The sequence below is a fragment of the Streptomyces tendae genome (genome assembly GCF_014650435.1).
Lineage (GTDB): Bacteria > Actinomycetota > Actinomycetes > Streptomycetales > Streptomycetaceae > Streptomyces > Streptomyces tendae.
Genome location: NZ_BMUY01000030.1, coordinates 14,915 through 28,182 on the forward strand (window position 1 = coordinate 14,915; position 13,268 = coordinate 28,182).

11 protein-coding genes are annotated in these 13,268 nt (G+C 71.2%); 7 read left to right on the forward strand and 4 right to left on the reverse strand.

Features of this window, described 5'->3' with window-relative positions:
• Window positions 1–58 precede the first annotated feature (58 nt).
• From IE258_RS39425 to IE258_RS39435, 3 genes are all read left to right on the forward strand, one after another.
• On the forward strand, window positions 59–1,300 hold the full coding sequence (locus IE258_RS39425; RefSeq protein ID WP_189750609.1) for a sensor histidine kinase: 1,242 nt from the start codon (window positions 59–61) through the stop codon (window positions 1,298–1,300).
• Window positions 1,297–1,980, forward strand: a complete 684-nt coding sequence (locus IE258_RS39430) for a response regulator (RefSeq protein ID WP_189750610.1) — start codon at window positions 1,297–1,299, stop codon at window positions 1,978–1,980. The genes IE258_RS39425 and IE258_RS39430 overlap by 4 nt, the downstream gene beginning before the upstream one ends.
• A 179-nt stretch (window positions 1,981–2,159) precedes the next feature.
• The gene (locus IE258_RS39435) at window positions 2,160–5,282 is read left to right on the forward strand and encodes an efflux RND transporter permease subunit (RefSeq protein WP_189750611.1); all 3,123 of its coding nucleotides are present in this window, start codon (window positions 2,160–2,162) and stop codon (window positions 5,280–5,282) included.
• Window positions 5,283–5,372: 90 nt separating this feature from the next.
• On the opposite strand, the gene nadA is transcribed toward IE258_RS39435, so the two are convergent.
• A complete protein-coding gene (nadA, locus tag IE258_RS39440) occupies window positions 5,373–6,557 on the reverse strand; it encodes a quinolinate synthase NadA (RefSeq protein WP_159330626.1) in 1,185 nt (394 codons plus the stop codon).
• A gap of 289 nt (window positions 6,558–6,846) precedes the next feature.
• On the opposite strand from nadA, the gene IE258_RS39445 reads away from it, so the two are divergent.
• A complete protein-coding gene (locus tag IE258_RS39445) occupies window positions 6,847–7,203 on the forward strand; it encodes a HesB/IscA family protein (RefSeq protein WP_052839876.1) in 357 nt (118 codons plus the stop codon).
• A 98-nt stretch (window positions 7,204–7,301) separates the two neighbouring features.
• Here the strand turns inward: IE258_RS39445 and IE258_RS39450 are convergent, their stop codons facing one another.
• On the reverse strand, window positions 7,302–8,825 hold the full coding sequence (locus tag IE258_RS39450; protein WP_189750612.1) for a hypothetical protein: 1,524 nt from the start codon (window positions 8,823–8,825) through the stop codon (window positions 7,302–7,304).
• Window positions 8,826–8,938: 113 nt separating this feature from the next.
• The gene (locus IE258_RS39455; RefSeq protein WP_189750613.1) at window positions 8,939–9,148 is read right to left on the reverse strand and encodes a hypothetical protein; all 210 of its coding nucleotides are present in this window, start codon (window positions 9,146–9,148) and stop codon (window positions 8,939–8,941) included.
• Window positions 9,149–9,280: 132 nt separating this feature from the next.
• Between IE258_RS39455 and IE258_RS39460 the strand changes: the two genes are divergently transcribed.
• Window positions 9,281–10,255: a carbohydrate kinase family protein gene (locus tag IE258_RS39460; protein WP_159330622.1), complete on the forward strand. Its 975-nt coding sequence runs from the start codon at window positions 9,281–9,283 to the stop codon at window positions 10,253–10,255.
• 95 nt (window positions 10,256–10,350) lie between these two features.
• Here the strand turns inward: IE258_RS39460 and IE258_RS39465 are convergent, their stop codons facing one another.
• Entirely contained in the window at window positions 10,351–11,733 is a 1,383-nt protein-coding gene (locus IE258_RS39465) for a cysteine desulfurase/sulfurtransferase TusA family protein (protein ID WP_189750614.1), read from the reverse strand.
• 305 nt (window positions 11,734–12,038) lie between these two features.
• On the opposite strand from IE258_RS39465, the gene ctaC reads away from it, so the two are divergent.
• Window positions 12,039–12,998, forward strand: coding sequence for an aa3-type cytochrome oxidase subunit II (gene ctaC, locus IE258_RS39470; protein ID WP_011028168.1), 960 nt, complete (start codon window positions 12,039–12,041; stop codon window positions 12,996–12,998).
• Window positions 12,995–13,268, forward strand: a 274-nt coding sequence (locus tag IE258_RS39475) for a cbb3-type cytochrome c oxidase subunit I (protein ID WP_189750615.1), incomplete at its 3' end; no start/stop codon positions are given. The genes ctaC and IE258_RS39475, both read left to right, overlap by 4 nt.

The following is a 13,268-nucleotide window of genomic DNA, read 5'->3' on the forward strand; positions in this document are numbered from 1 at the left end:
GCCCACTGCATGCGGGCCCCCTCATAAGACACCCCCGGTCCAGCTACCGTAAAAAACCGTGAGCACATTCGCCCGCGCCCGCTGCACCATCGGCGCCCACCCCTCCGCCCTGGACGCCGCCCTCGCCGTGGCCGTCCTGCTGTGCATGGTCGCCGGCTCCTTCGTGGACCCGCACGGCCCGGAGGGCGTCAGCTGGGGTCTGCGCACCCCCGACGCGCTCAGCCTCGCCCTCATGACCCTCGGCGCCGCCGCGCTCGCCTTCCGGCGTCGCAAGCCGATGGCGGTCCTCGTCGTCACCGGCGGGGTCTCCGTCGTCGAGAGCGTCACCGGCGACCCGCGGGCCCCGGTCGTCATGTCCGCCGTCATCGCCCTCTTCACCGTCGCCGCCTCCACCGACCGTCCCACCACCTGGCGGGTCGGCCTGCTCACCATGACGGTGCTCACCGGCGCCGCCATGCTGGCCGGCCCCCTGCCCTGGTACGCGCAGGAGAACCTCGCCGTGTTCGCCTGGACCGGCATCGGCGCGACCGCCGGGGACGCCGTCCGCAGCCGCCGTGCCTTCGTGCAGGCCATCCGGGACCGCGCGGAGAAGGCCGAGCGCACCCGGGAGGAGGAGGCGGGCCGCCGCGTCGCCGAGGAACGGCTGCGCATCGCCCGCGACCTGCACGACGTGGTCGCCCACCACATCGCCCTGGTCAACGTGCAGGCCGGGGTCGCCTCGCACGTCATGGACAAGCGGCCCGACCAGGCCAAGGAGGCGCTCGCCCACGTACGGGAGGCCAGCCGGAGCGCGCTGGACGAGCTGCGGGCCACCGTCGGCCTGCTGCGCCAGTCCGGCGACCCGGAGGCACCGACCGAGCCCGCCCCGGGCCTCGCCCGCCTCGACGAACTCGTCGCCACCTTCCACCACGCCGGACTGCGGGTCGAGCTGGCCCGCACCGACCAGGGAACCGAGCTGCCCGCCGCCGTCGACCTGGCCGCCTACCGCATCATCCAGGAGGCGCTGACCAACGTGCAGAAGCACGCGGGGCGGCAGTCGAAGGCCGAGGTCAGCGTCGTGCGGGTGGGTCCGAACATCGAGGTGACCGTGCTCGACGACGGGACGGGAGACGGCGAGGTCCCGGACGCCCCGGCCGAGGGCGGCGGACACGGACTGCTCGGCATGCGCGAGCGCGTCACCGCCGTGCGCGGCACCCTCACCACCGGTCCCCGCTACGGGGGCGGTTTCCGCGTGCATGCGATCCTTCCGGTCAGGAACCGCACCGACGCCGCCACCGACGCCACCAAGGACCCCGTATGACGATCCGTGTCCTGCTCGCCGACGACCAGGCGCTGCTGCGCAGCGCCTTCCGGGTGCTGGTCGACTCCGAGCCCGACATGGAGGTGGTGGGAGAGGCGTCCGACGGCGCGGAGGCGGCCCGGCTGGCCGCCGAACAGCGGGCCGACGTGGTGCTGATGGACATCCGGATGCCCGGCACGGACGGTCTCGCCGCCACCCGCATGATCAGCGCCGACCCGTCCCTCGCCCATGTGCGGGTGGTCATACTGACCACCTTCGAGGTCGACGACTACGTGGTGCAGTCCCTGCGCGCCGGCGCCTCCGGCTTCCTCGGCAAGGGCTCGGAGCCCGAGGAACTGCTCAGCGCGATCCGGGTCGCGGCCGGGGGCGAGGCGCTGCTGTCGCCGACCGCCACCAAGGGACTGATCGCCCGCTTCCTCGCCCAGCAGGACCCGGCCGACGAGGACCGCGACCCGGCCCGCGCCGAGCGGCTCGGGTCGCTGACCGTGCGGGAGCGCGAGGTGCTGGTCCAGGTCGCCGGCGGGCACTCCAACGACGAGATCGCCGAGCGGCTCGAGGTCAGCCCGCTGACCGTGAAGACCCACGTCAACCGGGCCATGGCCAAGCTGGGTGCCCGGGACCGTGCCCAGCTGGTCGTCATCGCGTACGAATCCGGACTGGTACGTCCAAGGGTGGAGTGAGGGCCGGCCGGGTGTACTGCGGTGGGAGTAGGCCCGGGATAAGGAAATGGACCTGGGGCCTAGGGATGCGGGGCCCCGCATGGCTCAGGGTGTTGGAGTAGGCGCTCACGTGTGTCGCCCGCGTCCGGCGCTGCCATGTGCCCCGTCCCCGCTCGGCAACAGAAGAGAGACCCTGATCCATGTCCTGGCTGTCGAGATTCAGCCTCGCGCAACGGGCCCTGATAGGCCTGATGTCGATCGTCGCGCTCGTCTTCGGGGCGATCGCCATCCCCCAGCTCAAGCAGCAGCTGCTGCCCACCATCGAACTGCCCATGGTGTCGGTGCTGGCCCCGTACCAGGGTGCCTCGCCGGACGTGGTCGAGAAGCAGGTCGTCGAGCCGATCGAGGACAACCTCGAGGCCGTCGACGGGATCTCCGGCGTCACCTCCACGGCCAGTGAGGGCAACGCCGTCATCATGGCGTCCTTCGACTACGGCCCGAACACCCAGCAGCTGGTGGCCGACGTCCAGCAGGCCGTGAACCGGGCCCGCGCCCAACTCCCGGACGACGTGGACCCGCAGGTCATCTCCGGTTCGACGGACGACATTCCGACCGTCGTCCTCGCCGTGACCTCGGACAAGGACCAGCAGGCGCTCGCCGACCAGCTCGACAAGACCGTCGTCTCCGAGCTGAAGGACATCGACGGTGTCGCCCAGGTCGTGGTCGACGGCGTCCGCGACGTCCAGGTCACCGTCACGCCGGACCCGGCGAAGCTGGCCGCGGCCGGGGTGGGCCCGCAGGTGCTCGCCCACTCCCTGCAGGCCGGCGGCGCGACCGTGCCGGCCGGTTCCTTCGACGAGGGCGGCGCCAACCGCACCGTCCAGGTCGGCGGCGGCTTCACCTCGGTCAAGCAGATCCAGGACCTCATGGTCACCGGCGAGGGCGTCGACAAGCCGGTCCGCCTCGGCGACATCGCCACGGTCAAGGAGGAGGAGGCCAAGGCCGAGTCCCTGACCCGCACCAACGGCAAGCCGTCCCTCGCGGTCGCCGTGACGATGGACCACGACGGCAGCGCGGTCTCCATCTCCAACGCCGTCGAGGACAAGCTCCCCGACCTGCGCGAGCAGCTCGGTTCCGGCGCGACCCTCACCGTGGTCAGCGACCAGGGACCGGCGGTCTCCAAGGCCATCTCGGGCCTGACCACGGAGGGCGGGCTCGGTCTGCTCTTCGCGGTGCTGGTCATCCTGGTCTTCCTGGCGTCGATCCGCTCCACCCTGGTCACCGCGGTCTCCATCCCGCTGTCGGTGGTGCTGGCGCTGATCGTCCTGTGGACGCGCGACCTGTCGCTCAACATGCTGACGCTGGGCGCGCTGACCATCGCCATCGGCCGCGTCGTCGACGACTCGATCGTGGTGCTGGAGAACATCAAGCGGCACCTCGGCTACGGCGAGGAGCGCAAGGACGCCATCCTGAACGCCGTCCGCGAGGTCGCCGGAGCGGTCACCTCGTCCACGCTCACCACGGTCGCCGTGTTCCTGCCGATCGGTCTGGTCGGCGGCATGGTCGGTGAGCTGTTCGGCTCCTTCAGCCTCACCGTCACCGCGGCGCTGCTGGCGTCCCTGCTGGTGTCGCTGACGGTCGTCCCGGTGCTGTCGTACTGGTTCCTGCGGCCCCCGAAGGGCACCCCGGAAGATGCGGCCGAGGCCCGCAGGCTGGCCGAGGAGAAGGAGGCCAAGAGCCGCCTGCAGCGCTTCTACGTCCCCGTGCTGCGCTTCGCCACCCGCCGCCGGCTGACCAGCGTGGCCATCGCGATCGTCGTCCTGGTCGGCACCTTCGGCATGGCGCCGCTGCTGAAGACCAACTTCTTCGACCAGGGCGAGCAGGAGGTCCTCAGCGTCAAGCAGGAGCTGAAGCCCGGCACCAGCCTCGGCGCGACCGACGCGCAGGTGAAGAAGGTCGAGAAGCTGCTCGGCGACACCGAGGGCGTCAAGGACTACCAGGTCACCATCGGTTCGTCCGGGTTCATGGCCGCCTTCGGCGGCGGCACGGACACCAACCAGGCCTCGTACCAGCTGATGCTGGAGGACTCGGCGAATGCCGAGGACGTCCAGGACCACATCGAGGACGGGCTGGCCGAGCTCGGCGACGGCATCGGCACCACCACCATCGCCGCCGGTGACGGCTTCGGCAGCCAGGACCTGAGCGTCGTCGTCAAGGCGGCCGACGCGCAGGTGCTCCGCGACGCCGCCGAGCAGGTCCGCAAGACCGTCGCCGGCCTCGACGACGTCACCGACGTCACCAGCGACCTGGCGCAGAGCGTGCCGCGGATCTCGGTCAAGGCCAACGCGAAGGCCGCCGACGCCGGGTTCACCGACCAGACCCTCGGCGCGGCCGTGGGCCAGGCGGTGCGCGGCACCCCGGCCGCGAAGGCGACCCTGGACGACACCGAGCGCGACGTCGTGATCAAGTCGGCGCAGCCCGCCGAGACGATCGCCGAGCTGAAGGCCCTGAACCTGGGCGCGGTCAAGCTCGGTGACATCGCCACCGTGCAGCTGGTGGACGGCCCGGTCTCGATGACCCGCATCGACGGGCAGCGCGCGGCGACCATCACCGCCAAGCCGACCGGAGACAACACCGGCGCGGTCAGCACCGACCTGCAGTCGAAGATCAACGGGCTCGACCTGCCGGCCGGCGCCACCGCCGAGATCGGGGGCGTCACCGCCGACCAGGACGAGGCATTCGTCAACCTGGGCCTCGCCATGCTCGCGGCGATCGCCATCGTGTTCATGCTGCTGGTGGGCACCTTCCGGTCGCTGGCCCAGCCGCTGATCCTGCTGGTGTCGATCCCGTTCGCGGCGACCGGCGCGATCGGCCTGCTGATCGTCACGGGCACCCCGATGGGCGTCCCGGCGATGATCGGCATGCTGATGCTGATCGGCATCGTGGTCACCAACGCCATCGTGCTGATCGACCTGATCAACCAGTACCGCAAGCAGGGCTACGGAGTCGTCGAAGCGGTGATCGAGGGCGGCCGCCACCGTCTGCGGCCCATCCTGATGACGGCCCTGGCGACGATCTTCGCGCTGCTCCCGATGGCGCTGGGCGTCACCGGCGAGGGCGGCTTCATCGCCCAGCCGCTCGCGGTGGTCGTGATCGGCGGTCTGATCACGTCGACGCTGCTGACCCTGCTCCTGGTCCCGACGCTCTACGCGATGCTGGAGCTCCGCAAGGAGCGCCGCGCGAAGAAGCGGGCCGCGAAGAAGGGCGGCGACGTGCCGCCGCAGGCGCAGGCGTCGGACGAGCCGGAGCCGGCGAAGGTCTGAGCGACCGGAACGGGGAGGGGCCCCGCACCGCCACCGAAGGGTGGCGGTGCGGGGCCCCTCCCCGTTCCCACGGGTGGCGGGAGACAGCGGTTACGGCAGCGCCAGCATCCGCTCCAGGGCCAGCTTGGCGAACGCCTCCGTCTCCTTGTCGACCTCGATGCGGTTGACCAGCGTGCCCTCGGCGAGCGACTCCAGCGCCCAGACCAGGTGCGGGAGGTCGATGCGGTTCATGGTCGAGCAGAAGCAGACCGTCTTGTCGAGGAAGACGATCTCCTTGCCCTCGGGGGCGAAACGGTTCGCCAGCCGCCGGACCAGGTTCAGTTCGGTCCCGATGGCCCACTTGGAACCGGCCGGGGCCGCCTCCAGGGCCTTGATGATGTACTCGGTCGAGCCGACGTAGTCCGCCGCCGCGACGACCTCGTGCTTGCACTCGGGGTGCACCAGGACGTTCACGCCCGGTATGCGCTCGCGCACGTCGTTCACCGAGTCGAGGCTGAAGCGGCCGTGCACCGAGCAGTGACCCCGCCACAGGATCATCTTCGCGGCGCGCAGCTCGTCGGCCGTCAGCCCGCCGTTCGGCCGGTGCGGGTTGTAGACGACGCAGTCCTCCAGGGACATGCCCAGGTCCCGCACCGCCGTGTTGCGGCCGAGGTGCTGGTCCGGCAGGAAGAGGACCTTCTCGCCCTGCTCGAAGGCCCAGTTCAGGGCCCGCTCGGCGTTGGAGGAGGTGCAGATGGTGCCGCCGTGCTTGCCGGTGAACGCCTTGATGTCGGCGGAGGAGTTCATGTACGAGACGGGCACGACCTGCTCGGCGATCCCGGCTTCGGTCAGCACGTCCCAGCACTCGGCGACCTGCTCGGCGGTGGCCATGTCCGCCATGGAACAGCCGGCCGCCAGGTCGGGCAGGACCACCTTCTGGTCGTCCGAGGTCAGGATGTCGGCCGACTCCGCCATGAAGTGCACACCGCAGAAGACGATGTACTCGGCCTCCGGGCGCGCGGCCGCGTCCCGGGCCAGCTTGAAGGAGTCGCCCGTGACGTCGGCGAACTGGATGACCTCGTCGCGCTGGTAGTGGTGACCGAGGACGAAGACCTTGTCACCGAGCTTCTCCTTGGCCGCACGGGCGCGTGCGACCAGGTCCGGGTCGGAGGCCGAGGGCAGGTCCCCGGGGCACTCCACACCGCGCTCGCTCCTCGGGTCGGCCTCGCGGCCGAGCAGCAGCAGGGCGAGGGGCGTCGGCTGTACGTCGAGCTCCTGGGTTTGGGCGGTGGTCACGACACGCACCCTTTCTACTTTTCGTCGACCCTTTTCGTCGAACTGACGCTATATATCATAACCGGTTCACGTCACTTTGACGATGCTCATAGTGTCGGTGTGACGTGAATCCCGGTGCCCGAGCCGAGGTCCGCGGCCGTCGTCCACAGGGCCCTGACCGTCGGCCGGGGCGTGTGCGAGCATGAAGGGAGCGCCGAGGACAAAGACTCGGTCTGCCCGGAATGAATCCGCGGCTCCGTCGGTTGAAACCGTCGGCAAGCAGTCTCCGTACAACCCGGGAGAGATGTAGATGTCCGTATCGGACGAGACCACCACCGTCACCGACGGCATCATCCTGACCGACGCCGCCGCGTCGAAGGTCAAGGCGCTGCTCGACCAGGAAGGTCGTGACGACCTCGCGCTGCGCGTCGCCGTCCAGCCCGGCGGCTGCTCCGGCCTGCGGTACCAGCTCTTCTTCGACGAGCGCTCGCTCGACGGCGACGTGGTGAAGGACTTCGGCGGCGTCAAGGTCACCACCGACCGCATGAGCGCCCCGTACCTCGGCGGTGCCACCATCGACTTCGTGGACACGATCGAGAAGCAGGGCTTCACGATCGACAACCCGAACGCGACGGGCTCCTGCGCCTGCGGCGACTCCTTCAGCTGACGGACCCAGCCGCGCGGCACCCGAGTGCGACAAGGGCGGCGGCCCGGGGTACTTCCCCGGGCCGCCGCCCTTCTGTCACGCCGGTCACGCCGCGGGCGTCACCGGCCCCCGGACGGAGCGGGCAGCCGCGCGCCCGGCTTGTGGACGGGGATGTCCTCGCCGTCCTTGCCCACGACCGTCCGGTCGCCCAGCGGCTCGTCGAGCGGCACCGTCCGCTCGTACTCCTTGGCGATCAGGATGCAGACCTTGTCCGGGTGCGGGGTCTCGGTCACCGTGACGGTCACCTTCCCGCCGCTCTCCTCGGCCTTCGCGTCGTAGTCGGAGCACACCCCGCCAGTGAAGTGCACGGTCAGCTCTCCGTCGGCGGCCGTGTAGCCGCTGACGTGGACGTTCCGCGGCTTCCCGGGCTTCGGGGCCGGCTCGTCGGACGGTGCCGGGGACGGTTCGGCGGGCCCCGCCGCGGTCAGGAACCTCGGCTCGACCGCCGGATACGTGACCGTCACCGTGTCCCGCGCCCCCGGCGCCCACACCTCGAACAACCAGGACGGCACCAGCGTCTGCCGACCCCGTACCGGATGTGCGGCCAGCCCGAACACCGCGTCCTCGACGGCAGCGACCTGCTTCTTCCCCGTCCCGGGCCGCTCCGGCGTGCCGGTCGGCGCAGCGCACGGCAGGTCGGCACCGTCCTGGTGCGGCACGGGACTGGCGCAGCCGCCGATGCCCCCGGTGTCCGCACCGGCCCCGGCACCCGGTTCGTTCAGCAGCGCCAGCGTCCGCTCGGCGTCCAGGACGGGGTACGTGTCCCCCTTGACCGGCGCCTTCACCTGTCCGCTGCCGCCGACCACCTGGCCCCGCGCGTCGACGACGATCCCGGTCGTCCAGCCGTACGTGGGCAGCCCGCCCACCTCCGGTTCCGCGTTCACGGCCCGCCGGGCGCCCATGACCTGGCTCGCGTCCAGCTTGGCGTCGTCCTGGCCCAGCGCCTTGAGCACCGGCGCCGCCGCCTTCTTCGCGGCCGCCTCGCCCACCGGGTCCCCGTCGGCGGTGGGGCCCTTGCAGACGGCGCCCTTCTTGCAGTTGTCGGTGCGGGGCGCGTAGCGGTGGAAGGTCCAGGTGCCCGGCGCCTGACGGCTCACCGTGAGCAGCGGCCCGGAACCGTCCCCGTCGTTGCCGACCTTCCACGCCTCGCCCTGGGTACGGGGCGCGCCCTCGACGCCCAGCGCCTCGGCCAGCCGGGCCACCTCGGCCTCGGTGACGTCGCCCTTCGCGCGGTACACCGGGGCCGAGCCGGGTCCCTCGGGGAGCGCCCCGTCGGCGCGGTAGGTGACGCCGTACGGGTCGGGCTCGCCCGGTGCGATGCCGTTCGAGCCGCCCTCCCGGGGTGCCCCGTGGTCGTCGAGGGGGAGCGGCGGGGGAGTGTCGTCGCCCGAGGCCCCGGACGCCGTACCGCCGTCCGTGTCGTCCCCGGTGGCGGACGTGGCCAGGTAGGCGCCGCCGCCCCCCAGCAGCAGCACGGCGGCGGCGACCGACGCGACCGCGACCGTCCCGGGGCGCCGCCGCGCGGGACGCCCGCTGCCGGCCTCGTCGGCGGCGTCGTCGTTGTCGGGTCGCTCGGTGTTCACCGCATCGCTCCTTCGGCTGTTGCTGGGGACAGCGATGGGACGCGGTGGGCCGGGATCCGGTTCCCGGTGACGGCGCGCTTCGCCCGAACGGCCCTGGGCCGCCCGGCGGCCGCTCAGTCGCCGTAGTCCGACATCGCCTCCAGCAACCGGGCCGAGGCCGGCGGCACCCGGACGCCGTGGATGAGGGCGAGGGGCACCGGCCGCGCCGAGACATGGGCCGGCGCCGACCAGCGCGGGGTCATCCTGGCGCAGTCACCGCGCAGCGACGCAAGATCGCCGTCCAGGTCGGCCGGAGCGGGGTCGACGGTCCTCAGGTTCGTCATAACAGAACCGTAGACACGTCCCCTACCGCGAAGAAAGTTGTACTACCGGGTAGTTTCGCCTGCTTCAGCCTGGCGGCGCCGCCGGGTAGCGTGAACCGTCAACCCGCCTCCCCTCAGGAGAGAGTCCACGCCGTGCGCATCGCAGTCACCGGCTCCATCGCCACCGACCACCTCATGACCTTCCCCGGCCGCTTCTCCGACCAGCTCGTGGCGGACCAGTTGCACACGGTCTCGCTCTCCTTCCTGGTCGACCAGCTGGACGTGCGCCGGGGCGGCGTAGCCGCGAACATCGCCTTCGGTATGGGTCAGCTCGGCACCGGGCCTGTCCTGGTCGGCGCGGCCGGCGCGGACTTCGACGAGTACCGGGCCTGGCTCGACCGGCACGGCGTCGACACCGGCTCGGTCCGCATCTCCGAGACCCTGCACACCGCCCGTTTCGTCTGCACCACCGACGCCGACCACAACCAGATCGGCTCCTTCTACACGGGCGCGATGAGCGAGGCCCGCCTCATCGAACTGAAGACCGTCGCCGACCGCGTGGGCGGCCTCGACCTGGTCTCCATCGGCGCCGACGACCCGGAGGCGATGCTCCGGCACACCGAGGAGTGCCGCACCCGGTCCATCCCCTTCGCCGCCGACTTCTCCCAGCAGATCGCCCGGATGAACGGCGACGAGATCCGGATACTGCTGGACGGGGCGACCTACCTCTTCTCCAACGAGTACGAGAAGGGGCTCATCGAGACCAAGACCGGCTGGAGCGACGCCGAGATCCTCGACCGCGTCGGCCACCGCGTCACCACCCTCGGCGCGCGGGGCGTACGCATCGAGCGGGCCGGCGGAGAGACCATCGAGGTCGGCGTCCCCGACGAGGAGCGCAAGGCCGACCCCACGGGCGTCGGCGACGCCTTCCGCGCGGGGTTCCTGTCGGGACTGGCGTGGGGGGTCTCGCTGGAGCGGGCCGCGCAGGTCGGCTGCATGCTGGCGACGCTCGTCATCGAGACGGTGGGGACGCAGGAGTACCAGTTGCGGCGCGGGCACTTCATGGAGCGGTTCACGAAGGCGTACGGGGACGAGGCGGCGGGGGAGGTTCAGGCGCACCTGGGCTGATTTCGGGGGGCGACTATTCGGTTGCCTCGCGAGGCGCGCTGTCGGGTGCGGGTGCGTCGTGGTTGTTCGCGCAGTTCCCCGCGCCCCTGAGTGAGTCAGCTCGTCCGGCGGACCAGGTAAGCCGTTCCTCTCTCCGCCGGTTCCTCGCCCACGTACTCCTGGCCCCGCATCTCGCACCAGGCCGGGATGTCCAGGCGGGCGGCCTCGTCGTCGGAGAGGACGCGGACGGTGCCGCCGACGGGGACGTCGCCGATGACCTTGGCCAGTTCGATCACCGGAATGGGGCAGCGCCGGCCCAGCGCGTCCACGACGAGGTCGGGGCCGGCCGCACGGACGGTCTCCGTCGCGGCCGGCGCCCCCAGCTTCTCGCGCACCGCGGCCACCGTGCCCGGCAGCACCTCCAGGAACCGCTCGACGTCCTCCGCCGCCGTCCCCGGCGGCAGCGACACCCGGACGTTGCCCTCGCTGAGCACCCCCATCGCCTTCAGGACGTGGCTCGGTGTGAGGGTGCTGCTGGTGCAGGACGACCCGGAGGAGACCGAGAAGCCCGCACGGTCGAGCTCGTGCAGCAAGGTCTCCCCGTCGACATAGAGACACGAGAAGGTGACGATCCCGGGCAGCCGGCGCGAGGGATCGCCGACCACCTCCACGTCCGGCACCAGCTCTGGCACCCGGGACCGGATCCGCTCCGTCAGCTCCCGCAGCCGGGCCGCCTCCGCCGCGGCCTCGGCCCGCACCGCCCGCAGCGACGCCGCCGCGGCCACGATCGCGGGCAGGTTCTCGAACCCGGGCGCCCGCCCCGACTCCCGCTCGTCGCCCGGCCCTTGGGGCGCGAACCGGACACCCTTGCGCACGGCGAGCAGCCCCACCCCCGCGGGGCCGCCCCACTTGTGGGCGCTGCCCGTGAGCAACGACCAGTCGCCCTCGACCCGGCCCCAGCCCAGCGACTGGGCCGCGTCCACCAGCAGCGGCACACCCGCGGCCCGGCATGCCTCCGCCACCCGGGACACCGGCTGCTCGGTGCCCACCTCGTGGTTGGCCGACTGGAGACAGGCCAGCGCCGTGTCCTCGCGCAGGACGGCCGCGTACGCCGCGGGGTCCACCGCGGCGGCGCGGTCCACGCCCACCTGGGTGACACTCCCGCCGCCGGCCTCGTGGGCCTCGGCCGCATGCAGTACGGAGGAGTGTTCGACCGCTGACACGATCAGGTGCGATCCGACGCGCCGACGCCCGGCCAGCGCCCCCGCCACCCCTGAATGCACCGCCCGCGTCCCCGAAGGAGTGAACACCAACTCGTCCGGCCGACACCCCACGCACTCGGCCATCGCCTCCCGGGCGGCATCGAGCAGCAACCGCGCCCGCCGCCCTTCGCGGTACAGCCGAGCAGGATCGGCCCACCCCTCATCAAGAGACGCCAACAGCGCCTGCCGGGCAACGGGATGAAGGGGAGCGGCAGAAGCTGCGTCGAAGTAAGCCACACGCCAACGCTAGAACGCCGGGGGCTGTAGCGCCCCGCCAGGGGCGCGGGGAACGGCGCGACAAGCCACGACGCACCGTCAGCCGCCCACGAAACCGCACCTCCCCGTCCCGTGGGCGCCCCCATCCCACCCTTAAAGAGTGACCCCCGGCGCGTATGCCACCCTCCCCGCGACCCCCCGGAGGGCGTCGGCTAGGGTTTGGTCCGCATAAACATCAAACCCCTGCCCGACGCAGGGCGGCGACCGACCAGCGAGAAGGCAGGCCGCAGCCAACCGCGCGGGCGAGACTCTCGGGAAGGCGCTACGTGAGTCCCAACGGCTCCGACCGCTCGCCGCGGCGCCCGATGCGGCGGAAGCTGCTGCAGGCACTGACCGCGGGCCTGGTCCTGGCGACCGCCACCGGTTGCACATACGAGGACTTCCCCCGCCTCGGCATGCCCACCCCCACCACGGAAGAGGCTCCGCGGATCCTCTCCCTGTGGCAGGGCTCATGGGCAGCCGCGCTGGCCACCGGCGTGCTGGTGTGGGGCCTGATCCTGTGGAGTGTCTTCTTCCACCGGCGCAGCCGCACCAAGGTCGAGGTCCCTCCGCAGACCAGGTACAACCTGCCCATCGAGGCGCTGTACACCATGGTTCCGCTCGTCATCGTCTCGGTGCTGTTCTACTTCACCGCGCGCGACGAGTCCGATCTCATGAGCCTCAACAAGAAGCCCGACCTCACGGTCAACGTGGTCGGCTTCCAGTGGAGCTGGTGCTTCAACCACATCGAGGACGTCCCGGGCTCCACCGGCGACGCCAAGACCTCCAAGGAACTGGCCGGCATCCCGGACCGGTTCATCGAGGACTTCCCGGCCAACGCGGGCGGTGTCTACGACTGCGGTACCCCCGGCACGGAGAACCCGCAGACCGGCAACCCCGGCCCGACCCTCTGGCTCCCCAAGGGCAAGACGGTCCGCTTCGTCCTGACCTCGCGTGACGTCATCCACTCCTTCTGGGTGGTGCCGTTCCTCATGAAGCAGGACGTGATTCCGGGCCACACCAACGCCTTCGAGGTGACCCCCAACAAGGAGGGGACCTTCCTGGGCAAGTGCGCCGAACTGTGCGGCGTGGACCACTCCCGGATGCTGTTCAACGTCAAGGTCGTCTCCCCGGAGCGCTACGAGCAGCACCTCCAGGACCTCGCGAAGAAGGGGCAGACCGGTTACGTTCCCGCGGGCATCGCTCAGACGAGCCACGAGAAGAACCGGGAGACGAACAACCTGTGAGCATCCTCAACGAACCCCAGGGTGCCTCGGCAGCGGAGGACTCGTACGAGAACGAGCTGCCGGTACGGCGCAAGCAGCCCGGCAACGTCGTGATCAAGTGGCTCACGACCACTGACCACAAGACGATCGGCACGATGTACCTGGTGACGTCGTTCGCGTTCTTCGTGATCGGCGGCGTGATGGCGCTGTTCATGCGCGCCGAGCTGGCTCGACCTGGTCTGCAGATCATGTCGAACGAGCAGTTCAACCAGGCGTTCACGATGCACGGCA